Origin of the sequence: Streptomyces ziwulingensis, assembly GCF_039542605.1 — a bacterium.
Lineage (GTDB): Bacteria > Actinomycetota > Actinomycetes > Streptomycetales > Streptomycetaceae > Streptomyces > Streptomyces ziwulingensis.
In genome coordinates this window covers 17,261-39,207 of sequence record NZ_BAABIG010000002.1, presented here as the reverse complement: position 1 = coordinate 39,207, position 21,947 = coordinate 17,261, and the positions used below count along the sequence as shown (strand labels likewise).

The following is a 21,947-nucleotide window of genomic DNA, read 5'->3' as shown; positions in this document are numbered from 1 at the left end:
TGGTGAACGAATTAATAAGCACGATAAAACCGTCACCCGAAATGATCAAAAGAAATGAAGGCCATGGTCGGCATGGTTTACGGATTCGCGGGAATTACGGCTGCTCCTGAGAGGAATCCCACATCACATCGTCATCACAAAGCCGTTGATTCGGCGGGCCCGGGTCCTCACTCGCTGTAACGTCGATTGGGTGCGTACCGAACGGAACCTCACCCGTCTGGACCGGGTGTTCGCGAGACTGGACCGGGAACCCGAACGGCCGGTCCACCTCGATGTGCCGAAGATGAGCCGGCACCGGATCGCGTTGGTCGCCGGGACCCTCGCCGTGTATGTGGCGATCGTGTGGGCCGTGGTGATCACCTCGTGGCTGGTCCGGCTCGACTGGCAGGTCATGTTCTTCCGCCCCTACCAGCAGTGGCCGGAGATCCACGCGTTCGTCGACTACTACGTGGTGCTGGGCCAGCGCGGCCCCACCGCCGTGATGGTCACCGCCTGGCTCGGCTGGCGCTCCTGGCGCCAGCACACCCTGCGCCCGCTGCTCGCGCTCGGCGCCTCCCTGCTGCTGCTGAACGTCACCGTGGGGGCCGCCAAGTACGGCATGGGCCGCCTCGGCCCGCACTACGCGGAGACGGTCGGGGCCAACGAGATGTGGGCCGGCGGCGATATATTTCCGAGCGGTCACACCGCGAACGCCGTCGTGACCTGGGGCATCCTGGCCTATCTGGCCTCGACGCCGTGGGCCCGGCGCTGGCTGTCCGCCGTCTCCGCGGTCACCTCGCTGGGGGTGGGGATGTCCACCGTGTACCTCGGCACGCACTGGCTGAGCGACGTACTCCTCGGCTGGATCGCGGGACTGCTGATCCTGCTGGCCCTGCCGTGGTGCGAACCGCTGATCGCCAGGTCGGAGGCGTTCGTCCTCGGACTGCGCGACCGCTGGCCCGCCCGCGCCGGGCGCCCGGCGACGGTGTCCGCCGGCTCCCCCGTGGTGCTCACGCCCACGACGGCCGACCGGGACGCCCTGGCCCGCGAGCCGGTCGCCCCGGTCCGTTCCCGGGCGGTCCCGCTCCATCTGGCCCCCGGGCCGCACGCGGTCCGGTCGGAGCGCGCGCCGGTCACTCCGGCCGGCACCCGCCGGCCGCCGTACTCCGACCGGCACCCGCGCAACACCGCCCCCGCCGCCCGGCCCGTCTCGGGCGGCTGACCACCCCCGGACGGCCCCGGCGGTCCGCCCGCCGCCGTCCGGGGCGGGCCCTTCGCAGCCCTTCGCAGCCCTTCGCAGTAGTCCTTCTCAGCGCTGTCCTTCTCAGCCCTTCCAGGCGCGGGTCACGCGGCCGCCGCGCACCTCGAAGTTCAGCCTGCCCGCGCGGTACTCCATGGTGATGATCGCGCCCGGCGGCAGTGAACGCACCGTCGACCATCCCCGTTCTCGCGCACGCCGTTCGGCGGCGCCGGAGTCGAGGCCGACATAGGCGTCCGGGGTGTCCTGGGGTTCGGCCGAGGGGGTCGGATTCGGTGCCATACCGTCACGCTATGCCCTGCGCCGCGAAGGGGGAAGCCCGGACCGTAAACATGACGCGGGTCCTCCTCCGGTCACCGTTCTGTCACAGGATCCCTACAGGTGTTCCGGCCGAACTCCGTCACACGGGCGGGCGGTTCGAGGGCTTCGTGTTCGGCATTGGAGGGAATTCGGCGTGTCGCACCGGCCCTTCGAATGGTTCGAATAGCCGGACGAAAAGGACCGGCCGGAAAACCCGGCCGCGCTCCGCGTTTCCGGCCATGGAACACCCGCGCGAGAACCCGCCCGGCAACGGGGGCGTACCGATCGCGGCACCCGCGCCGCCCGCACTGCCTCCAACGCCCGCACCGCCGACTCCGCCCGCACCGCGAAAACACCGTCGCGGACGGCCGAGTCCCGTACGCCCTCTGTCGGACGGGCCGCCTCGCGAGCATCATGGCGGGTGCTCGCGACGCAGGCGTGGCGCGCGGGCCCCGGCGGGCTGCCCGGGACGCGACGGCGAAGGGGCGGGCGGGGAGATGGAAACCCAGACGGCGGGGCCGGCGGGGCCTGCGGAGCCGGCGGCGGAACCGGTACGGGCGCGGCGGCCCGGCCGGCTGGTGGTCGACTGGCTGACCACGACCGACCACAAGAAGATCGGCCACCTCTACCTGGCGACCTCGTTCGCGTTCTTCCTGATCGCCGGGGCGATGGCGCTGGTGATGCGCGCCGAACTGGCCCGGCCGGGACTCCAGCTCGTCGACAACCAGCAGTTCAACCAGATGTTCACGATGCACGGCACGATCATGCTGCTGCTCTTCGCGACCCCGACCTTCGCGGGCTTCGCCAACGAGCTGATGCCGCTGCAGATCGGCGCCCCGGACGTCGCCTTCCCCCGGCTGAACATGTTCTCGTACTGGCTGTTCCTGTTCGGCGGACTGATCGTGCTCGCCTCGCTGCTGGTGCCGTCGGGGCCGGCCGCCTTCGGCTGGTTCGCCTACGCGCCGCTCAACAGCCAGGTGCACTCCCCCGGCATCGGCGCCGACCTGTGGATCATGGGCCTGGCGCTGTCCGGGTTCGGGACGATCCTCGGCGCGGTCAACTTCCTCACCACGATCGTCGGCATGCGCGCGCCCGGCATGACCATGTTCCGGATGCCGATCTTCGTGTGGAACACGCTGTTCACCTCGATCCTGGTCCTGCTGGCGTTCCCGGTGCTCGCGGCGGCGCTGCTGGTGCTGGAGGCGGACCGGCGGTTCGGCTCCCAGGTGTTCGCGTCGGCGGGCGGCGGCGCGCTGCTCTGGCAGCACCTGTTCTGGTTCTTCGGCCATCCCGAGGTCTACATCATCGCGCTGCCGTTCTTCGGCATCGTCAGCGAGATCATCCCGGTCTTCAGCCGCAAACCGCTGTTCGGCTATCTGACGCTGGTGGCCGCGACCATGTCGATCACCGGCCTCTCGGTGGTGGTGTGGGCGCACCACATGTTCGCCACGGGCGCGGTGCTGCTGCCGTTCTTCTCCTTCCTGAGCTTCCTGATCGCGGTCCCGACCGGCGTGAAGTTCTTCAACTGGACCGGCACCATGCTCAAGGGCTCGCTCTCCTTCGAGACGCCGATGCTCTGGGCGACCGGCTTCCTGGTGTCGTTCCTGTTCGGCGGGTTGACCGGGGTGATCCTGGCGTCGCCGCCGCTGGACTTCCACGTCACCGACACCTACTTCGTCGTCGCCCACTTCCACTACGTCGTCTTCGGCACGGTCGTCTTCGCGACCTTCGCCGGCTTCTCCTTCTGGTGGCCCAAGTTCACCGGCAAGATGCTCGACGAACGGCTCGGCAAGATCCATTTCTGGACGCTCTTCGTGGGCTTCCACACCACGTTCCTGGTGCAGCACTGGCTGGGCGCGGAGGGCATGCCCCGCCGGTACGCGGACTATCTCGCCGCGGACGGCTTCACCGCCCTGAACACACTCTCCACGATCGGTGCCTTCCTGCTGGGCTTCTCCACGCTGCCGTTCCTCTACAACGTCTGGAAGACCGCCAAGTACGGGAAGAAGGTCGGCACCGACGACCCCTGGGGCTTCGGACGCTCCCTGGAGTGGGCCACCTCGTGTCCCCCGCCCCGGCACAACTTCCACGCGCTGCCCCGGATCCGCTCGGAGTCACCCGCGTTCGACCTGCACCACCCCGAACACGCCGCCGAGGCCCCGCAGCCCGAGCCCGAACGGCACCAGGCGGACTCCGAACGCTCCTGACCGGCCCGGCCCCGGCACCCCGGCACCCCGGCACCCCGGGGGCCCGACTCCCCGACCGCGCGGCCCACTTGGCGGACGGTGCCCGTGCCGGTCCCGGCCGGCCGGCGTGCCGTCCCGCGCGGCGGCCGGTTCGATTTCCGTCCGCCCCCGGGCGTGACTCCCGCCACGGGTCCTCCGTTGTCTTCTGCATGAGCCGGGGACCCACCCGGACCGCGGGGCCGGGAGCCACCGGCCCCGCCGTGTACCGCACCCGAGGGAGCCACCCGTGCCGCGCATGCTCGACGTCAGCGACGAGGTACGTGCCGAGATCGGCGACGAAGAAGCCGACCGCCTGCTCGCCGGAGAGACCGCCCCGGGCAGCTACGACTGCACGTCCTGCCGCACCCCGGGCGACTGCGAGCAGGAGCGCACCAGCACCGTCCTGTTCATCGGGGACGAGACCGCCGTCCTCGCCTTCGCCCACGCCGGCTGCCTGCCCTCGCAGGTCGTCAAGGTGACCGAGGAGCAGCTCCGGGGGGCCGTGAGGTCCATCAGCGGCGACACCGCCGGCCCGGCGCCGGAGAAGGTCGTACCCGAGCAGGCGGTGCTCGGCGTGACCAGCGGACTGGTCCTGATCGCCGGCGAGCTGCACCCGGCCCTGGTCGTGGAACCCACCGCGCCCGTGGCGCGGCCCGGCACCACCGGCCTCCGCGACGACTTCCTGCCGCTCCTCGTGGAGCAGGGCTTCCTGCCGGTCACCGACCTGTCCTCGGTGCCGCCCGTGCTGCACGGCTGGTCGGTGCTGCTCGCCGTGGGCCGGCTCCACGCGGTGCTGCAGCCGGCGACGAACGGCGGCGGGACGGCGGCCTGGTGGCAGGCGCACGAGCCGCTCCAGGTCACCGAGGGCTGGCGCGCGGCCGCCAACAAGCACCAGCAGGTGCTGCTGTTCGCCGCGCCGGTCGGGTCGATCGGGCGCCAGCCGCGGGAGGACCTGCTGCGCGACGCGCTGGACCGGGCGGCGGCGGGCGGTCGCCTGGTCGCGGCGGCCCTGCCGCTCGCCGGGACCTGAGCGCCCCCGAAGCGCCGGTGTCCGGCCGCATCCCTTCGGACCCGGGGTCGTTTGCACGGATGTGCACACATACGACGCCTTCCACCGCCAGGGCGGCCCCTCGGCCACACCGATCTACGACGCGCTCTACGCCGAGTACGTGCGGTCCTTCCGCTCGCTGCCGGGTGACCGCAGCGGCGAGGAGGAACTGGTATTCACCTCGTTCCGCAGCATCCCGCGCGGCCGGGCCTCGTACGGTGCCTACAGCGCGGGCGCCCACAGTGCGCGGCTGGGCATGCACCACGTCCCGGCGGGGCTGCCGCCGGCCCCGCGCCGGGGGTACTGACCGCCGGGGGTACTGACCGCCGGGGCCCGGCGGCCGGGTCCGAAGAGCCGAAGAGGGCGGTCCCGCCGGGGACCGCCCTCTTCGCCGTGCCGCTCCCCTCAGCCTCGGGGTGGGGGCGGCGGTCAGGTCACTTCTTCTTCGCGCCGCGCTTCTCGCGCACCCGCACCGAGATGTGGATGGGCGTCCCCTCGAAGTTGAACTCCTCGCGCAGCCGGCGCTCGATGAACCGGCGGTAGCCGGCCTCGATGAACCCGGAGGCGAACAGCACGAACCGGGGCGGCCTGGTGCCCGCCTGGGTGCCGAAGAGGATGCGCGGCTGCTTGCCGCCCCGCACCGGGTGCGGGTGGGCGGCGACCAGTTCGCCGAGGAAGGCGTTGAGCCGGCCCGTCGGCACCCGGGTCTCCCAGCCCGTCAGGGCCGCCTCGATGGCGGGGACCAGCTTCTCCATGTGGCGGCCGGTGCGCGCCGAGACGTTGACGCGCGGGGCCCAGGCGACCTGGGCCAGCTCGGTCTCGATCTCCCGCTCCAGGTAGTAGCGGCGCTCCTCGTCGAGGGTGTCCCACTTGTTGAAGGCGAGGACGATCGCGCGGCCCGCCTCGACGGCCATGGTGACGATCCGCTGGTCCTGGACCGAGATCGACTCGGAGCCGTCGATGAGGATCACGGCGACCTCCGCCTTCTCGACGGCGGCGGCGGTGCGCAGCGAGGCGTAGTAGTCGGCGCCCTGCTGGAGGTGGACCCGCTTGCGGATACCGGCGGTGTCGATGAACTTCCAGGTGATGCCGCCCAGTTCGATCAGCTCGTCGACCGGGTCGCGGGTGGTGCCGGCGACCTCGTTGACGACGACCCGCTCCTCGCCCGCCACCTTGTTCAGCAGCGAGGACTTGCCGACGTTCGGGCGGCCGATCAGGGCGATGCGGCGCGGGCCGCCGGCGCCGAGGCCGAAGGTCTGCGCCGGGGCCTCGGGGAGGGCCTCCAGGACCCGGTCCAGCATGTCGCCGGTGCCGCGGCCGTGCAGCGCGGAGACCGGGTGCGGCTCGCCCAGGCCGAGCGCCCACAGGTAGGAGGCGTCGGCCTCGCCGCTCTGGCCGTCGACCTTGTTGGCGCAGAGCACGACCGGCTTGCCGGCCTTGCGCAGCAGCCGGACGACGGCCTCGTCGGTGTCGGTGGCACCGACCTTGGCGTCCACGACGAAGACCACCGCGTCGGCGGCCTCGATGGCGTACTCGGCCTGCGCGGCGACGGAGGCGTCGATGCCGAGGACGTCCTGCTCCCAGCCGCCGGTGTCGACGACCTTGAAGCGGCGCCCGGCCCACTCGGCCTCGTAGGTGACGCGGTCGCGGGTGACGCCCGGCTTGTCCTCCACGACGGCCTCGCGGCGGCCGATGATCCGGTTCACCAGGGTCGACTTGCCGACGTTGGGACGGCCGACGACGGCGAGGACGGGCAGCGGGCCGTGCCCAGCCGCCTCGATCGCGCCCTCGATGTCCTCCGGGTCGAAGCCCTCCACGGCGGCGAGCTCCATGAACTCCGCGTACTCCGCGTCGCCGAGCGCCCCGTGGTCGTGCTCCTCGCCCGGGCCCTCGGGGTGGATGTGGTCGTTCATGAAGTCCGTACCTCGTTCATCGTGGTGATCGGTGGGGCGCCCGGTACCGGGCGATCCACTACTCAAGTGTGACCCGGCGCCCGGTGAGGCGCCTGGCGTTCTCCAGGTGCGTGGTGAGCTGCTTCTGGATGCGCTCGGTCGCCTCGTCCAGCGCCTTGCGGGTGCGCCGCCCGCTGCCGTCGCCCGCGTCGAAGGCGTCGCCGAAGACGACGTCCACGCGGGCGCGCAGCGGAGGCAGCGCGCTGATCAGCCGGCCGGACCGCTCCGCGCTTCCCAGGACGGCGACCGGGACCACCGGGGCGCCCCCGCGCAGGGCGAAGTAGGCGAGTCCGGCGCGCAGCGCGGCGAAGTCGCCCTCGCCGCGGGTGCCCTCGGGGAATATGCCGAGCACCCCGCCGGCGGCGAGCACGTCGAGTGCCCGGGTGATCGCCGTGCGGTCGGTGGTCGTGCGGTCCACCTTGACCTGGCCGATGCCGGTCAGGAAGGGGTCCAGCGGGCCGACGAACGCCTCCTTCTTGATCAGGAAGTGCGTCGGCCGGGGTGCCACGCCCATGACCATCGGACCGTCGACGTTGTGGGAGTGGTTGACGGCGAAGATCAGCGGACCGGCGGCGGGCACCTTCCAGGCGCCGAGCACCCGGGGCCGGAACAGGCCGTACATCAGGCCGACGCCGATGCGCCGCCCGACCTCGGCGCCGGTGCGGGAGGGTGGGCTCACTTCCCCGCCCGCTTCTCCTCGACGAGGGTGACGACGCACTCGATGACCTGCGGCAGGGTGAGGTCGGTGGTGTCCACCTCGACCGCGTCGTCCGCCTTGGCGAGCGGGGAGGTCTTGCGGGTGGAGTCGGCCGCGTCCCGCTTGATCAGGGCCTCTCGGGTGGCCTTGACGTCGGAGTCCTTCAGCTCGCCGCTGCGGCGGGCCGCGCGGGCCTCCGCGGCGGCGGTGAGGAAGATCTTGAGGTCGGCGTCCGGCAGGACGGTGGTGCCGATGTCGCGGCCCTCCACGACGATGCCGGTCACCGCGGCCGCGGCGATCGCCCGCTGCAGCTCGGTGATCCGGGTCCGGATCTCCGGCACCGCGCTGACCGCGCTGACCTTGGAGGTGACCTCCTGGGTGCGGATCGGGCCGGCCACGTCCACGCCGTCGACGGTGATGGTGGGGTTCTCCGGGTCGGTGCCGGAGAGGATCTCGGGCTTGTCCGCCGCGGCGGCGACGGCCTGCGCGTCGTCGGTGTCGACGCCGTTGGCCACCATCCACCAGGTGATCGCCCGGTACTGCGCACCGGTGTCCAGGTAGTTCAGCCGGAGCTGCGCGGCGACCGCCTTGGACGTGCTCGACTTGCCCGTGCCCGAGGGGCCGTCGATGGCGACAATCACTGCCGGGGCGGTCCGGGCGGCGCCGTTTTCCACGGAGGAACACCTTCCTGGTGCGGAGTGGTGAGTGGTGTGCGGGACGCGAGCGCGTCCCGCACCAGGTTACTGGCTCGCACCGGGACCCGGGACCGGCCTCCCGGCCAGCGGCGCGGGACCCGGATCACACCGCCCGGATCTCCCCGCCGGAACCTCACTGCCGGACGGACCAGCCCCGCTCGCGCAGGGCCGCCGCGAGCACGGCGGCGGCGTTCGGCTCGACCATGAGCTGTACGAGACCGGCCTGCTGCCCGGTGGCGTGCTCGATCCGCACGTCCTCGATGTTGACCCCGGCCCGGCCCGCGTCGGCGAAGATCCGGGCGAGCTGGCCCGGCTGGTCGTCGATGAGGACGACGACGGTCTCGTAGACCCGGGGGGCGCTGCCGTGCTTGCCGGGGACGCGGACCTGCCCGGCGTTGCCCCGGCGCAGCACGTCCTGGATGCCCTCGGTGCCCTCGCGGCGCTTGTCCCCGTCGGCGGAGGCGAGGCCCCGCAGGGCCCGCACGGTCTCCTCCAGGTCGGCGGCGACGTCGGTGAGCAGGTCGGCGACCGGCCCGGGGTTGGCGGAGAGGATGTCGACCCACATCCGGGGGTCGGAGGCGGCGATCCGGGTCACGTCCCGGATGCCCTGCCCGCACAGCCGTACGGCGGCCTCCTCGGCGCGCTCCAGGCGGGCGGCGACCAGGTTGGCGACCAGGTGGGGCATGTGCGAGACGAGGGCGACGGCCCGGTCGTGGGCGTCGGCGTCCATCACCACGGGCACGGCCCCGCAGTGCGAGACCAGCTCCAGGGCGAGGTTCAGCACCTCGGTGTCGGTGTCCCGGGTCGGGGTCAGCACCCAGGGCCGGCCCTCGAAGAGGTCGGCGGTGGCGGCGAGCGGCCCGGACTTCTCCCGGCCGGACATCGGGTGGGTGCCGAGGTACGCCGAGAGGTCGAGGCCGCGGGCCTCCAGTTCGCGGCGCGGGCCGCCCTTGACGCTGGCCACGTCGAGGTAGCCGCGTGCCAGGCCCCGCCCGAGGGCGTCGGCGAGCACCCCGGCCACGTGGGCGGGCGGGGCGGCGACCACCGCGAGGTCGACCGGGCCGTCGGGCGCCGTGTCGGTGCCGGCGCCGAGCGCGGCGGCGGTACGGGCCTGCTCCGGGTCGTGGTCGGCGAGGTGCACGGTGACGCCCCGCCGGGTCAGCGCGAGGGCGGCGGAGGTGCCGATCAGCCCGGTTCCGATGACAAGTGCGGTCCTCACTGGGCGATGTCCTTGCGCAGGGTCGCGGCGGCGCCGAGGTAGACGTGCGCGAGGTCGGCGCGCGGCCGGTCGGACTCGATGTGGGCGAGGACCCGGACCACGCGGGGCATGGCGCCCTCGATGTCCAGTTCCTGGGCGCAGATCAGCGGGACGTCCACGATGCCCAGCTTGCGGGCCGCGGCCGCCGGGAAGTCGCTGTGCAGGTCCGGCGTGGCGGTGAACCAGATGCTGATCAGGTCGTCGCCGCCCAGCCCGTTGCGCTCCATCAGGGCGGTGAGCAGCGCCGCCACCCGCTCGTCCATGTGGCCGGCTTCGTCCCGGTCCAGTTGGACCGCGCCCCGGACCGCTCGTACCGCCACGGCGTTGCTCCTTGCTGACGTGCGTATCGGCTCTCGGTCGTCCAGCGTAGTCAGCCCGCCCGGCGGCGGTACGGGGAGCCCGGTCCCTGAGACGGGCCGCCGCTCCCGTGCGCCCCGGCCGCCCCTCGCGTACGCGGGGCGCGTTTTGCCCCTCTCCTCCAGGTTGCTTCCTCTTCGCGTGCTTCGGTGCCAAGATGCCACCGCTCGGCAGCATCCCCTCCCCACCCCTCGGAGTGACGACATGACCCAGAGCGCGAAGCGCCGCACCGTTCTCCTCGCGACCGGCGCGACGGCGCTCGCCGCGGGCTGCGGCGACGGTGACGACAGCGGCGACGGCGGTGACTCCACGGCCGCGAGCAGCGCCGCCACCGGCGGGGTGCTGGCCTCGGTCGGGGACATCCCGGTGGGCGGGGGCAAGGTGTTCAAGGAGCAGAAGGTCGTCGTGACCCAGCCGGAGAAGGGCGACCTCAAGGCGTTCTCGGCGGTCTGCACCCATCAGGGGTGCGTCGTGGCGGATGTCGCCGGCGGCACCATCAACTGCGCCTGCCACGGCAGCAAGTTCAACCTCACCGACGGCTCGGCGGAGCGGGGGCCGGCCACCAAGCCGCTGCCCGCCGAGCAGATCACGGTGGAGGGAAATTCCGTCCGCCTGACCTGACGGCCCGCGTACGCTCCCGGGCATGGATCACGAGACCCTGGTGCGCGACCACACCGTCTACGCCTGTGTCACGGGGTCCGACGCCACCGGCCGCGAGCTGCTGGCGCTGCGCGGGGCGTTCCTGTCCCGCCGTGTCCACGACACGTTCACCGGCTACGCGCAGGGCCAGCGCCGCAAGCTCGACGCCGATGTGCGGGTGTACGGCACCCCGCGCTGGAAGCACGCCACGCATCTGCTGCGGCTGCTGATCAGCGCCCGCGACCTGCTGCGCACGGGCGTACTCCGCGTCGACGTCGGCGCGGAGCGCGGACCGCTGCTCGCCGTGAAGCGCGGCGAGGTGCCCTGGGCCGAGGTGGAGGCACGGATGAACCGCCTCGTGGCGGAGTGCGGGCAGGCGGTGCGCCGCAGCCCGCTGCCCGAGGAGCCGGACCGGCGCGGCGTGGAGGACTTCCTGGTCCGCACCCGCCGCGCCTCGGCCCTGACCTGACCTGACACTGACGCTGACGCTGACGGGCGCCGACCGGCACGGCCCGGCAGGCCCGGCACGGACCGGCACGTCAGGCGTCCCAGAGCGCCCCGAGCGCCAGCAGCTCGCCCCGGTACTCGACCTGCTCGGCCCACTCGTCCGGCCAGGCGCCGGAGCCCAGGTGGGCGCCGGCGAAGGCGCCCGCGAGACAGGCGATGGAGTCGGAGTCGCCGGAGGTGCAGGCGGCCCGCCGCAGGGCCGTCAGCGGCTCGTCGACGAAGAGCAGGAAGCAGAGCAGTCCGGCCGCCAGGGCCTCCTCCGCGATCCAGCCCGCGCCGACCGCCAGGCAGGGGTCGGTCTCGGGCGAGACCGTCCGCAGGGCCTGCTGGAGCCGGTCCAGGACCGCCAGGCACTCGTCCCAGCCCCGGGCGATGAAGTCCTCCCCCGAGGGGTCCTGGGAGCGGGTCCACAGGTCTCCGAGCCAGCGCTCGTGGTAGCGGGTGCGGTTGTCGTAGGCGTACGACCGCAGGAGGCCGACCAGTCCGGTCGGCTCGGCGCCCTCGGCGAGCAGCCGTACGGCGTGCGCGGTGAGGTCGGCGGCGGCGAGGGCGGTGGGGTGCCCGTGGGTGAGGCCGGACTGGAGCTGGGCGGCACCGGCCCGCTGCTCGTCGCTCAGCGCGGGGACCAGCCCCACGGGAGCGACGCGCATGTTGGCGCCGCAGCCCTTGGATCCGATCTGGCCGGCGTCCTGCCAGCGGCGGTCCGCGCGCTCCAGCAGCTCGCACGCGCGGACGCAGGTGCCGCCCGGGGCCCGGTTGTTCTCCGGCGAGCGGTTCCAGGCCACGAACTCCCGGCGTACCGGTTCGACCATGGTCTGCGGGGTGAGCGGGCCCCGGTCCATGGCCGCCCGTATGCCCCTGCCCAGCGCCAGCGTCATCTGGGTGTCGTCGGTGACGATCACGGGCCGGGGCAGCTTCATCTCCCGCCACGGACCGCACTTGGCGAGTATGGACGGGACGTCGTCGAACTCGGTGGGGAAGCCGAGCGCGTCCCCGAGGGCGAGGCCGGTGAGCGCCCCGGTGGCGGCGCGCTTGGCGCCGGTGGTCATGGTCATGCGAGGCGTCCTTCCGGGGACGGTCGGAGGAGGGGCGGGTGCGGGGCGCCGGCCGGGCCGGCCCGGTAGAGCGCGGCCGGTTTGCCCCGGCCGCCGGTGAGCCGGGCGGCGCCCGGGACCGGCTCGACGAAACCGGGGGTGGCGAGGACCTTGCGCCGGAAGTTGGGGCGGTCCAGGGGCGTGCCCCACACGGCCTCGTAGACCTGCCGCAGCTCGCCGAGGGTGAACTCGGGCGGGCAGCAGGCGGTGGCCAGGCAGGTGTACTCCAGCTTGGCGGCGATGCGGTCGCGGGCGTCGGCGAGGATCAGGCCGTGATCGAAGGCGAGCGGTCCGGCCTCGTCGTACGGCGTCCAGCGGGCCCGGGCCGCGTCGCTCCCGGCGGTCGGCTCGGGCGGGTCGGGCAGCAGCGCGGTGAAGGCGACGGAGACCACCCGCATCCGGGGGTCGCGGCCGGGCTCGCTGTAGGTCCGGAGCTGCTCCAGGTGGAGCCCGCCCACGTCGGCCAGGCCGGTCTCCTCGGCCAGCTCCCGGCGGGCCGCCGCCTCCGCCGACTCCTCGGGCAGCAGAAAGCCGCCGGGCAGCGCCCAGCGGCCCGCGTACGGCTGCTGCCCCCGCTCGACCAGCAGGACGTGCAGCGCGCCCGCGCGGAGCGTGAGGACGGCCAGGTCGACGGTGACCGCGAAAGGCTCGTAGGCGTACTTGTCGTAGACGTACCTGTCACAGGCGTCCGCCTCGCGGGCGCGCGTCTCGTCACGCACGACCGGCCACCCCCTTAATAGTCAAGGCGACTATAAAAGGAGGTGGTCGGTCCCGACAAGAGCCCCGAGCCCCTGGGGCGTGTCAGAGGTCGACCTCCTGCATCAGCATCCCGACCTCGGTGTTGGACAGGCGGCGCAGCCAGCCCGACTTCTGGTCGCCCAGGGTGATCGGGCCGAAGGCGGTGCGCACCAGCTTGTCGACCGGGAAGCCGGCCTCGGCGAGCATGCGCCGCACGATGTGCTTGCGCCCCTCGTGCAGGGTGACCTCGACGAGGTAGTTCTTGCCGGTCTGCTCCACGACCCGGAAGTGGTCCGCGCGGGCGTACCCGTCCTCCAACTGGATGCCGTCCTTGAGCCGCTTGCCCAGGTCACGCGGGATCGGGCCGACGATGTGCGCGAGGTAGACCTTCTTCACGCCGTAGCGGGGGTGGGTCAGCCGGTGCGCCAGCTCGCCGTGGTTGGTGAGCAGGATGACGCCCTCGGTCTCGGTGTCGAGCCGGCCCACGTGGAACAGCCGCGTCTCGCGGTTGGTCACGTAGTCGCCGAGGCACTGCCGGCCCTCGTTGTCCTCCATGGTGGAGACCACACCGGCGGGCTTGTTGAGCGAGAAGAACTGGTAGGACTGCGTCGCCACGGTCAGGCCGTCGACCTTGACCTCGTCCTTCTCCGGGTCGACGCGCTTGCCCTGCTCCAGGACGATCTCGCCGTTGACCTCGACCCGCGCCTGCTCGATCAGTTCCTCGCAGGAGCGGCGGGAGCCGTAGCCCGCGCGGGCCAGGATCTTCTGCAGCCGCTCGCCCTCCTGCTCGGCGCCGGGGAAGGTCTTGGGGAGCTTGACCTCCGGCTTGCCGGCGTAGCGGTCGCGGTTGCGCTCCTCGGTCCGCGCCTCGTACTCGCGGGAGCGTGCCGGAGTCGTCCGGCCCCCGGAACGCTGGCCCTGCTTGGGGCCGCCCTTCGCGCCGCCGCGGGCCGAGGGGCCGCGGCCCGACTTCGGTCCCTCGTGGGAGGCGCCGGGGCCCACGTCGTAGCGGCGCTCCTCCGGGCGCGGCCTCTTGGGACGGCCGCTGCCCTGCTTGTCGTCGCGGTTGTCACCGGCGCCGCGGTGGCCACCGCGGTCACCGCCGCTCCCGCCGCGGCCGCCGCTGTTGCCACCACGGCTCCCGCCGTTGTTTCCGCTGCTGTTCCTGCCGCTGCTGCTTCGCATCAAAATTCCGTCTAGTCGTCCGCTTCGGAATCCGGCGCATCGGGTGCGTCCGGATCGAACGACGGAACCCCTTCCAGCGTGTCGGCCTCGATCGCCTCCGCCTCCGGGAGGAAGGGCGCCAGCTCCGGCAGTTCGTCCAGGCCGCGCAGGCCCATCCGCTCCAGGAAGTGGTTCGTCGTCACGTACAGGATCGCACCTGTTTCGGGTTCCGTGCCCGCCTCCGCCACCAGACCCCGCTGGAGCAGGGTGCGCAGCACGCCGTCACAGTTCACGCCGCGCACCGCGGCGACCCGGCTGCGGCTGACCGGCTGGCGGTAGGCGACCACGGCGAGGGTCTCCAGGGCGGCCTGGGTCAGCCGGGCCTGCCGGCCGTCCAGGACGAAGCCCTCGACGGCCGCCGCGTACTCGGGCCGGCTGTAGAAGCGCCAGCCGCCCGCGACGAGCCGCAGCTCGAAGCCGCGGCCCTGCGCGGTGTACTCGTCGGCCAGCTCGCGCAGGGCCTCCGCGATCCGGCGCCGGGGCCGCCGCAGTATCTTCGCCAGGTGCTCCTCGGTCGCGGGTTCGTCCACGACCATCAGGACCGCCTCCAGCGCGGGCCTGAGGTCGAGGTCCGCGACCGTCGCCGTACCGGTCTCCTCCTCGTCGCTCACGCCTCCCTCTCCTCCTCCGGCCGCCGGGCCGGCCGGTCGAACTCGTCGGTGACCGCCGGGGCCGCCTCGCCCTCCCCGCCGGTCCAGCGCACCAGCAGCGTGCCGAGCGCGTCCTCCTGCTCCAGGGCGACGGCCTTCTCCCGGTACAGCTCCAGCAGCGCCAGGAAGCGGGCTACGACGGTCAGGGTGTCGTCGGTGTCCGCGACCAGGGTCACGAAGTCGGCCTCGCCCAGTTCCCGGAGCCGGGCGATCACGATCCCGGCCTGCTCCCGCACGCTGACCAGCGGCGCGTGGAGATGCTCGACGTAGATCTGCGGCTCGGCCCTGGGCCGCATCGCCCGTACGGCGAGCCTGGCGAAGCCCTCGGGTCCGATGCTGATGACGACCTCGGGCAGCAGCGCGGCGTGGTGCGGCTCCAGGCCGACGGTACGGGGGTGGCGGCGGGCCTCCGCGTCGAGCCGGTCGTTGAAGATGTCCGCGATCCGCTTGTACGCGCGGTACTGCAGGAGCCGGGCGAAGAGCAGGTCGCGGGCCTCCAGCAGGGCGAGGTCGGCCTCGTCCTCGACCTCCGCTGCGGGCAGCAGCCGGGCCGCCTTGAGGTCGAGCAGGGTGGCGGCGACGACGAGGAACTCGGTCGTCTGGTCGAGGTCCCAGTCGGGCCCCATCGCCCTGATGTGGGCCATGAACTCGTCGGTCACCTCGGAGAGCGCGACCTCGGTGACGTCGAGCCGGTGCCGGGAGATCAACTGGAGCAGCAGGTCGAAGGGGCCCTCGAAGTTGGCGAGCCGCACCTTGAAGACACCGTCCCGGACCTCGCCCGCACCCGCGGGCGACGCGGGTGGCGGCTCGACCGGTTCGACCGGTTCGACCGGTTCAGTCGGCTCGGCGGGCGCGGTCGGCGCGGCCCGCTCGACCGGCGTGACCGGCTCCGCCGGGCTCCGTGCCGGCCCCCTGCCCAGCGCGCGGCGACGGCCGCCGGAGGCACCGGTGCGGGGAGCGTCGTTCGAGGTCATGGCCCCCGCAGGCTACCGCTACCGCCCGCGCAGCCGTCGTACGAGGATGCTGGCGTCCCCGCGGGTCTCCAGGTCGGCGAGGACCACCGCGACCGCCTCGCGGACGATCCGGCCGCGGTCGACGGCGAGTCCGTGCTCGCCGCGGAGCACCAGCCGGGCGTGTTCCAGGTCCATCAGCTCCTCGGCGGAGACATAGACCGTGATCTTCTCGTCGTGCCGCTCGCGGCCGCTGGGGCGGCGCGAACCGGACCGGCCGCGCTTGCGGGGCCGGTCGGCGGCGGCGCCCTCCGGCGCGATGTCCGCCCCGGGGCGGCGCCCGGAGCGTTCCGCGCCCCGGCTGCGTGACTCGCCGTCCGCCCCCGGCTCCGCGTCGGCGGCCGCGTGCTCGGTGCCCGCGCCGTCGCCGCCCCGGGCGGGCACCGACTGCGGCGCGTCCTCGCCGGCCGCCCGGTCGCTCTCCCCCGCCGGCGCCGGGACCCGGGCCTCCCCGTTGGCCTGGCGCCGCGGGGTGGACGACTGGAGCGCCGTACCCCCGGTCGTACGGAAGAGTTCGTCGGCCCCCGGCAGGCTCACTCGGCGTGACACCGGGCGAGCACCTCCCTGGCGAGCTGGCGGTAGGCGGCGGCACCGACGGAGTTGGAGGCGTACGTGGTGATCGGCTCACCGGCGACCGTGGTCTCCGGGAAGCGGACCGTGCGCCCGATGACCGTGTGGTAGACGTGGTCGTCGAACGCCTCGACGACCCGCGCGAGCACCTCACGGCTGTGCACGGTGCGCGAGTCGTACATGGTGGCGAGGATGCCGTCCAGCTCCAGGTCGGGGTTGAGCCGCTCCTGGACCTTCTCGATCGTCTCGGTCAGCAGGGCGACCCCGCGCAGTGCGAAGAACTCGCACTCCAGCGGCACTATCACCTTGTGCGCGGCGGTCAGGGCGTTGACCGTGAGCAGGCCGAGCGAGGGCTGGCAGTCGATCACGATGTAGTCGTAGTCGTCCATCAGCGGCTTCAGGGCGCGCTGGAGCGTCGACTCGCGCGCGACCTCGCTGACGAGCTGGACCTCGGCCGCCGACAGGTCGATGTTGCTGGGCAGCAGGTCCATGTTGGGGACCGCGGTCTTCAGCAGCACCTCGTCGGCCGCCATGCCCCGCTCCATGAGCAGGTTGTAGACGGTGAGGTCGAGCTCCATCGGGTTGACGCCGAGACCGACCGAGAGCGCGCCCTGCGGGTCGAAGTCGACGAGCAGCACCCGGCGCCCGTACTCGGCGAGCGCGGCACCCAGGTTGATGGTCGACGTGGTCTTGCCGACGCCGCCCTTCTGGTTGCACATCGCGATGATCTTCGCGGGGCCGTGATCGGTCAGCGGGCCCGGGATCGGGAAGTACGGCAGCGGGCGTCCGGTCGGACCGACGCGCTCACGGCGCTGACGGGCCGCGTCGGGCGCGAGCGTGGCCGCGTACTCGGGATCGGGCTCGTACTCCGCGTCGGGGTCGTAGAAGTGCCCCTCCGGGAGTTCTGCGTAGTCGGCGAAGTGACTGCGGGGCGTGCCACTTCCGTCGCCGGCCATGGCGTTCACGTGTTGGCCATCCATGCTCATGTGTGCTGTCCGGGTTGCCTGCGGACTCTGGTGGGCTGCGAAGGTGCGTACAGCGACGGAGCCGACAGCCTCGGACCGGCCTGGGCTCCGGGCCCCGGTCGGCATTCCTGGTTGACCACCCCCGGGAGAAAATGTCGACTCATTCACAAGTCGTCTTACCTCCTTGGTGACCAGGAAACTTCTAGACAGGTCAGCGTGGCACCATGCCGACGGTTGGCGACTCTATGGCGTGTCGGGCGTCCGCAGCAACACAATCCGCCGTACCCGGCCGGATGTGTCGGCAATGAAACATCCCTCTGTCAAGGGCGTACGACCGTCGCACGGCAGGTTTCACCGGTGGGCGAATCGGTTGAAGCGTTACGTTCGAGGCGAGTTGGTCGAGAATCGCAAAGTGACCATACACACATCCGGCCGGACCTTGTCGGGCAAGGTCCGGCCGGGTGTGTGGCGTTGACGACAGGTGTTGACGTATCGCCTTTGTGAAATGACGACTTAGCGGATGTGACGACTTTCGGGGGCCGGCCGGGGACAGGTGCGGGGCCGGCGGGGCGGGGTCAGCCGAGCAGGGTGGCCAGTTCGACGTGGGCCAGGCCGTGCGCCTCGGCGACCTCCCGGTAAACGACCTGGCCGTCATGGGTGTTGAGGCCCTTGGCCAGCGCGGGGTCGCGGCGCAGCGCCTCGGCCCAGCCGCGGTCGGCCAGTTCGACGATGTAGGGCAGCGTGGCGTTGGTGAGCGCGTAGGTCGAGGTGTTGGGGACCGCGCCGGGCATGTTGGCGACGCAGTAGAAGACCGAGTCGTGGACCGGGAAGGTCGGCTCGGCGTGCGTGGTGGGGTGCGAGTCCTCGAAGCAGCCGCCCTGGTCGATCGCGATGTCGACAAGGACACTTCCGGGCTTCATCCGGGACACCAGTTCGTTGGTGACCAGCTTCGGGGCCTTGGCGCCCGGGATGAGGACGGCGCCGATCACGAGGTCGGCCTCCAGGCACGCCTTCTCCAGCTCGAAGGCGTTGGAGACGACCGTCTGGATCTTTGTGCCGAAGATCTTGTCGGCTTCCTTGAGCTTGTCGATGTCCTTGTCGAGCAGCGTGACGTGGAAGCCCATGCCGATGGCGATCTGCGCGGCGTTCCAGCCGGAGACACCGCCGCCGATGACGACGGCCTTGCCGGCCAGCACCCCGGGGACACCGCCCGGCAGCACACCCCGGCCGCCGTTGGCGGCCATCAGGTGGTAGGCGCCGACCTGCGGGGCCAGTCGGCCCGCGACCTCGGACATCGGGGCCAGCAGGGGCAGCCCGCGGGTGGGCAGCTCCACCGTCTCGTAGGCGATCGCCGTGGTGCCGGACTCGATGAGGGCGTCCGTGCACTCCTTGGAGGCGGCCAGGTGCAGGTAGGTGAAGAGCGTCTGGTCCTTGCGGAGGCGGTGGTACTCCTCGGCGATCGGCTCCTTGACCTTCAGGAGCAGGTCGGCGGCGGCCCAGACCTCGTCGGCGGTGTCGAGTATCGCCGCGCCGGCGGCCACGTACTCGGCGTCCGGGATCGAGGAGCCGACGCCGGCGCCGCGCTCGACGACGACCTGATGGCCGTGGCGCACCAGCTCGTGGACGCCTGCGGGGGTGATGGCCACCCGGAACTCGTTGTTCTTGACCTCGCGGGGGATGCCGACCTTCACGTCGATCACGGTCCTTGGCTCAGGGGGTGTGGCTATTACCAGACATACCCGGGCACGCACGGGCATACCAGGGGAGACCGCAGGAGAACGTGCGGCAGAGCCAGTCTAATGAAGGTGTTCCCGCTGTCTAGCCTTTCAATGCATCAATCTTTAGCGGGCGCGCTACGGATTTCGCAGGTGTTAGCTCCGTATTCCGGTCCGAAGTCGCTCCGAGTGGTCTGCCGGGCGGGGTCCTGGGCCTCCTCCTGGAGCATCCGCTCGGCCGTGGCGCGCCGCAGGCCGGCCGCCGCGGGGTCGCCGAGCCGGTCCAGGGTGTCGGCCAGCCTGAGGTGCAGCGCCGCCTGGAGCCGGACGTCCTCGGCCCGGCGGGCCCACTCCACGGCCTCCTGGCAGGTCTGCAACGACTCCTCGGGGCGTCCGGCGTACTCCTGGACCCGGGCCAGTTCGCTCAGTGCCCGGGCCTGGGCGGCCACGTCGCCGGTCCTGCGGTGCCCGGCGACCGCGGCCCGCCAGTTGCGCAGCGCCTCCCCGTAGCGGCCCGCGTAGGTGTGCGCGGCGGCGATCCGGCCGTAGAGCCGGGCGGCCTCCGGGTGCTCGCCGCGGGCGAGGCGCTGGGAGAGGGCCCGGCCGAACCAGTCGGCGGCCCGGTCGTAGTCCCCCAGCTCCAGGTGGGCGCCGCCTACGGATTCCATCGCGCGGCCGGTCGCGTACGGGTCGTTCGCCTCGCGTCCGGCGTCCAGCGCGGCCCGGTAGCGCACCAGCGCGTCGGCCGTGCGGTCGGTCCGGGCGTCCAGGTCGGCGAGGTTGAGCAGGGCCGCCGCCTTCTCCCGGGGCAGCTCGCGGCGCTCGGCCACGTCCAGCACCAGCCGGTGGATGTCGTACAGGTCGGGCGCGGCCGCCTGGGTGCCGAGGTGCGCCACCATGGTCCGCACCAGTTGGGACATCAGCCGCCGCGCGAGGGTGTCCAGCTCGCCGTCGGCGACCGCGAGGCGGGCCGAGGCCAGCAGCGCGGGCCGGCGCACCCGCAGCCATTCGGCGGCGGCCCGGGGGGTCGCGAAGCGCAGGGCGCGCGGCATGCCGAGGAGCTTCTCGCGGGCCTGGGGGCTGTCCGTCTCGGTGATCGCCCGGCAGGACTGGAGCAGCCGGACGGTCCGCTCCAGCATCCGGGCGCGGGCGAGCTGGAGTTCGGCCGGCCGGTCGTGGGTCTCGGCGAGGGCCCGCAGGAGGGGGTGCAGGCACCCGGGGACCGCGTACTCGGGCAGCGGGGAGTCCATCGGGCGCAGCAGGCCGAGGGCGACGAAGTCGTCGAGGGTGGTGCGGGCGCCGCCGACCGAGCAGCCGGCCAGCGCGGAGGCGGTGTGCGGGTCGACCAGTCCGGCCGGGGCGAGGCAGAGCAGCCGCAGCATCCGCGCGGCGGCGCTGGGCAGGGAGGCGGTCACCAGCCGGAAGGCGCGGGCGACCGGGCCCTGCTCCTCGTCGGCGGCGCGCAGTTGTTTGGCGAGGTCGGCGACGGCCGCCTCGGGGCGGGCGGCGAGCCAGCCGCCGGCCAGGGCCAGCGCGGCGGGCTGGCCCTGGCACTCCTCCGCCAGGGATTCGGCGGCCCGGGGGTCGACGGTGACGCGGACCGAGCCGATGTGCCGGGAGAGCATCTCCACGGCCGACTTGGTGTCCAGGCCGCCGAGGGTGCAGGGGCGGACGTCCGCGATGCCGGTCAGCGGTCCCCGGGCGACGGCGACGGCGAGGCAGTCGGGGGTGTCCGGTAGCAGGGCGTCGACCTGTTCGGCGTCGGCGGCGTCGTCGAGCAGCAGCAGGGCGCGGCGCCCGGCGAGGGCGTCGCGCAGGGCCGCGCAGAGGTCGTCGGCGCCGGCGCCGGGCCCGGCGGGCAGTCCCAGCGCGGTGAGCAGCTCGCGGGCGAGTCGCTCGACCGGCACCCGGGTGCCGTCCGGTTCGCCGAGCCGGGCGCGCAGCACCCCGTCGGGGTAGTCGCCGGCGACCTGGGTGGCGAGTTCCTCGGCGAGCGCCGTGCGGCCGGAGCCGGGCCGGCCCGCGACGAGCAGCACGCGCGCGCGGGGGGCCTTGCGGCCGGCCAGGGTGTCCAGGCCCGCGCGCTCGATGTCGGCCCGCAGCTCCTTCAGTTCCCTGGTGCGGCCGAGGAACCGACTCTCCTCACCAGGCTTGTCCGACAGCTTCACGCCGTCCGTGTCCACCGCCTGATCCGTCACGGGCCACACTCCCGATCCCACCGCGCACCGGCGCCCGCCGGAACTCCGGTTCGGGCGTTTTCCGAGCCTAGTTCAGGCCGGGGCACGTTCTGTGAGGAGCGCGGCGGTGGAGTCCCCTGATCGGATCAACCGATGGTCACACCGGACGCCTCGGAGGGTTCCGGTTCAGGCGTCGAAGGGGCGGGCCGGCCACGGCGCGAGCGCGGGGCGCAGCGCGTCGAGCCCGTCGCCGCTCCGGGCGGCGACCAGCGAGAGCACGCCCACCACGAGGCAGTTGTTGTGCAGCTCTCCGGCGAGCACCCCGCGCAGCAGTTCGGCCACCGGCACCCGGGCCAGTTCCATGTCGGCCTCCTCGTCCTCGACCTGGAACCGTTCGCCCTCGGCCTCGGACAGCTCCCGGGCGAGGAAGATCCGTACGGCCTCGTCGCAGCCGCCGGGGGTGGTGTAGACGTCGGTCAGCACCCGCCAGTCCTCCGCCTTGACGTGCGCCTCCTCGTACAGCTCGCGCTGGGCGGCGTGCAGCGGGTTCTCGCCGGGGACGTCGAGGAGTCCGGCCGGGACCTCCCAGAGCTTGTGGCGCACGGGGTGGCGGTACTGGCGCAGGACCAGGACCCGGCCCGCGTCGTCCAGGGCGACGACGGCGACCGAACCGGGGTGCACCTGGTAGTCGCGGGTGACCGCGGTGCCGTCGGGCATGACCACCTCGTCCGTGCGGACGGCGGTCTTCTTGCCGCGGAACGGGATCTCCGTGGACCGGATCTCCCACTCCTCGGGGGTGTCCTCGATGGTCATTCCCTGTCCTTCCAGACGCACGGTCGTGCACTTTCGTACACAAGAAGCCGGGGCCCGCGCCGTGTGGATGCGCGTG

General features: G+C 72.8%; 21 protein-coding genes and 1 pseudogene. 6 read left to right on the top strand and 16 right to left on the bottom strand.

Translation table 11 applies throughout. From position 1 onward, the window contains the following. Positions 1-190 precede the first annotated feature (190 nt). Positions 191-1,201, top strand: a complete 1,011-nt coding sequence (locus ABEB00_RS00775; RefSeq protein ID WP_345616759.1) for a phosphatase PAP2 family protein — start codon at positions 191-193, stop codon at positions 1,199-1,201. A gap of 102 nt (positions 1,202-1,303) precedes the next feature. On the opposite strand, the gene ABEB00_RS00770 is transcribed toward ABEB00_RS00775, so the two are convergent. Continuing rightward, positions 1,304-1,519 (bottom strand): I78 family peptidase inhibitor, encoded by a 216-nt coding sequence (locus ABEB00_RS00770; protein ID WP_345616758.1) that lies wholly within the window; start codon positions 1,517-1,519, stop codon positions 1,304-1,306. A gap of 515 nt (positions 1,520-2,034) precedes the next feature. Between ABEB00_RS00770 and ctaD the strand changes: the two genes are divergently transcribed. From ctaD to ABEB00_RS00755, 3 genes are all read left to right on the top strand, one after another. Continuing rightward, positions 2,035-3,744: an aa3-type cytochrome oxidase subunit I gene (gene ctaD, locus ABEB00_RS00765; RefSeq protein WP_345616757.1), complete on the top strand. Its 1,710-nt coding sequence runs from the start codon at positions 2,035-2,037 to the stop codon at positions 3,742-3,744. Positions 3,745-4,009: 265 nt separating this feature from the next. Further along, the gene (locus ABEB00_RS00760; protein ID WP_345616756.1) at positions 4,010-4,792 is read left to right on the top strand and encodes a hypothetical protein; all 783 of its coding nucleotides are present in this window, start codon (positions 4,010-4,012) and stop codon (positions 4,790-4,792) included. 61 nt (positions 4,793-4,853) lie between these two features. Beyond that, the gene (locus ABEB00_RS00755) at positions 4,854-5,117 is read left to right on the top strand and encodes a hypothetical protein (RefSeq protein ID WP_345616755.1); all 264 of its coding nucleotides are present in this window, start codon (positions 4,854-4,856) and stop codon (positions 5,115-5,117) included. Positions 5,118-5,244: 127 nt separating this feature from the next. Here ABEB00_RS00755 and der read toward each other — a convergent pair whose 3' ends face one another. From der to aroH, 5 genes are all read right to left on the bottom strand, one after another. Beyond that, entirely contained in the window at positions 5,245-6,723 is a 1,479-nt protein-coding gene (gene der / locus ABEB00_RS00750) for a ribosome biogenesis GTPase Der (protein WP_345616753.1), read from the bottom strand. Positions 6,724-6,781: 58 nt separating this feature from the next. After that, complete coding sequence (locus ABEB00_RS00745) at positions 6,782-7,384, bottom strand: lysophospholipid acyltransferase family protein (RefSeq protein WP_345616838.1); 603 nt, start codon at positions 7,382-7,384, stop codon at positions 6,782-6,784. Positions 7,385-7,437: 53 nt separating this feature from the next. Then, on the bottom strand, positions 7,438-8,133 hold the full coding sequence (cmk, locus tag ABEB00_RS00740; protein ID WP_345616752.1) for a (d)CMP kinase: 696 nt from the start codon (positions 8,131-8,133) through the stop codon (positions 7,438-7,440). A 154-nt stretch (positions 8,134-8,287) separates the two neighbouring features. After that, positions 8,288-9,373: a prephenate dehydrogenase gene (locus tag ABEB00_RS00735; RefSeq protein ID WP_345616751.1), complete on the bottom strand. Its 1,086-nt coding sequence runs from the start codon at positions 9,371-9,373 to the stop codon at positions 8,288-8,290. After that, positions 9,370-9,732 (bottom strand): chorismate mutase, encoded by a 363-nt coding sequence (aroH, locus tag ABEB00_RS00730; RefSeq protein ID WP_345616750.1) that lies wholly within the window; start codon positions 9,730-9,732, stop codon positions 9,370-9,372. The genes ABEB00_RS00735 and aroH overlap by 4 nt, the downstream gene beginning before the upstream one ends. 241 nt (positions 9,733-9,973) lie before the next feature. Here aroH and ABEB00_RS00725 point away from each other — a divergent pair, with 241 nt between their 5' ends. Further along, positions 9,974-10,390, top strand: coding sequence for a Rieske (2Fe-2S) protein (locus ABEB00_RS00725; protein ID WP_345616749.1), 417 nt, complete (start codon positions 9,974-9,976; stop codon positions 10,388-10,390). 67 nt (positions 10,391-10,457) lie between these two features. Next, positions 10,458-10,877 (top strand): annotated as a pseudogene (locus tag ABEB00_RS00720) (DNA polymerase beta superfamily protein); the annotation flags it as partial. Positions 10,878-10,947: 70 nt separating this feature from the next. Here the strand turns inward: ABEB00_RS00720 and ABEB00_RS00715 are convergent. The 10 genes from ABEB00_RS00715 to ABEB00_RS00670 all read right to left on the bottom strand — a co-directional run bounded on the left by ABEB00_RS00715 (position 10,948) and on the right by ABEB00_RS00670 (position 21,871). Beyond that, positions 10,948-11,970 (bottom strand): ADP-ribosylglycohydrolase family protein, encoded by a 1,023-nt coding sequence (locus ABEB00_RS00715; RefSeq protein WP_345616747.1) that lies wholly within the window; start codon positions 11,968-11,970, stop codon positions 10,948-10,950. Beyond that, positions 11,967-12,728 (bottom strand): NUDIX hydrolase, encoded by a 762-nt coding sequence (locus ABEB00_RS00710; RefSeq protein ID WP_345616746.1) that lies wholly within the window; start codon positions 12,726-12,728, stop codon positions 11,967-11,969. The genes ABEB00_RS00715 and ABEB00_RS00710 overlap by 4 nt, the downstream gene beginning before the upstream one ends. Before the next feature lie 82 nt (positions 12,729-12,810). Further along, positions 12,811-13,932 (bottom strand): pseudouridine synthase, encoded by a 1,122-nt coding sequence (locus tag ABEB00_RS00705; RefSeq protein WP_345616745.1) that lies wholly within the window; start codon positions 13,930-13,932, stop codon positions 12,811-12,813. A gap of 11 nt (positions 13,933-13,943) precedes the next feature. Continuing rightward, the gene (gene scpB / locus ABEB00_RS00700) at positions 13,944-14,507 is read right to left on the bottom strand and encodes an SMC-Scp complex subunit ScpB (RefSeq protein ID WP_425586409.1); all 564 of its coding nucleotides are present in this window, start codon (positions 14,505-14,507) and stop codon (positions 13,944-13,946) included. Between the two features lie 71 nt (positions 14,508-14,578). Beyond that, positions 14,579-15,595, bottom strand: coding sequence for a segregation and condensation protein A (locus ABEB00_RS00695; protein WP_345616742.1), 1,017 nt, complete (start codon positions 15,593-15,595; stop codon positions 14,579-14,581). Positions 15,596-15,613: 18 nt separating this feature from the next. Next, the gene (locus ABEB00_RS00690) at positions 15,614-16,180 is read right to left on the bottom strand and encodes a hypothetical protein (protein ID WP_345616741.1); all 567 of its coding nucleotides are present in this window, start codon (positions 16,178-16,180) and stop codon (positions 15,614-15,616) included. After that, positions 16,165-17,292 (bottom strand): ParA family protein, encoded by a 1,128-nt coding sequence (locus ABEB00_RS00685; RefSeq protein WP_345616740.1) that lies wholly within the window; start codon positions 17,290-17,292, stop codon positions 16,165-16,167. Before ABEB00_RS00685 ends, ABEB00_RS00690 begins: the two co-directional genes overlap by 16 nt. Before the next feature lie 449 nt (positions 17,293-17,741). Next, entirely contained in the window at positions 17,742-18,866 is a 1,125-nt protein-coding gene (gene ald / locus ABEB00_RS00680; protein WP_345616739.1) for an alanine dehydrogenase, read from the bottom strand. 134 nt (positions 18,867-19,000) lie between these two features. After that, complete coding sequence (locus ABEB00_RS00675) at positions 19,001-21,079, bottom strand: tetratricopeptide repeat protein (RefSeq protein ID WP_345616738.1); 2,079 nt, start codon at positions 21,077-21,079, stop codon at positions 19,001-19,003. A 165-nt stretch (positions 21,080-21,244) separates the two neighbouring features. Continuing rightward, a complete protein-coding gene (locus ABEB00_RS00670; RefSeq protein WP_345616736.1) occupies positions 21,245-21,871 on the bottom strand; it encodes an NUDIX domain-containing protein in 627 nt (208 codons plus the stop codon). Positions 21,872-21,947 lie beyond the last annotated feature (76 nt).

Bases quoted from the DNA above. Each gene is read 5' to 3' on its own strand.
- ABEB00_RS00770 (WP_345616758.1), bottom strand. From the start codon at position 1,519: ATGGCACCGAATCCGACCCCCTCGGCCGAACCCCAGGACACCCCGGAC.
- ctaD (WP_345616757.1), top strand. From the start codon at position 2,035: ATGGAAACCCAGACGGCGGGGCCGGCGGGGCCTGCGGAGCCGGCGGCG.
- der (WP_345616753.1), bottom strand. From the start codon at position 6,723: ATGAACGACCACATCCACCCCGAGGGCCCGGGCGAGGAGCACGACCAC.
- ABEB00_RS00745 (WP_345616838.1), bottom strand. From the start codon at position 7,384: ATGTACGGCCTGTTCCGGCCCCGGGTGCTCGGCGCCTGGAAGGTGCCC.
- ABEB00_RS00725 (WP_345616749.1), top strand. From the start codon at position 9,974: ATGACCCAGAGCGCGAAGCGCCGCACCGTTCTCCTCGCGACCGGCGCG.
- ABEB00_RS00715 (WP_345616747.1), bottom strand. From the start codon at position 11,970: ATGACCATGACCACCGGCGCCAAGCGCGCCGCCACCGGGGCGCTCACC.
- ABEB00_RS00705 (WP_345616745.1), bottom strand. From the start codon at position 13,932: ATGCGAAGCAGCAGCGGCAGGAACAGCAGCGGAAACAACGGCGGGAGC.
- scpB (WP_425586409.1), bottom strand. From the start codon at position 14,507: ATGGTCGTGGACGAACCCGCGACCGAGGAGCACCTGGCGAAGATACTG.
- ABEB00_RS00695 (WP_345616742.1), bottom strand. From the start codon at position 15,595: ATGACCTCGAACGACGCTCCCCGCACCGGTGCCTCCGGCGGCCGTCGC.
- ABEB00_RS00685 (WP_345616740.1), bottom strand. From the start codon at position 17,292: ATGCCGACCGGGGCCCGGAGCCCAGGCCGGTCCGAGGCTGTCGGCTCC.
- ABEB00_RS00670 (WP_345616736.1), bottom strand. From the start codon at position 21,871: ATGACCATCGAGGACACCCCCGAGGAGTGGGAGATCCGGTCCACGGAG.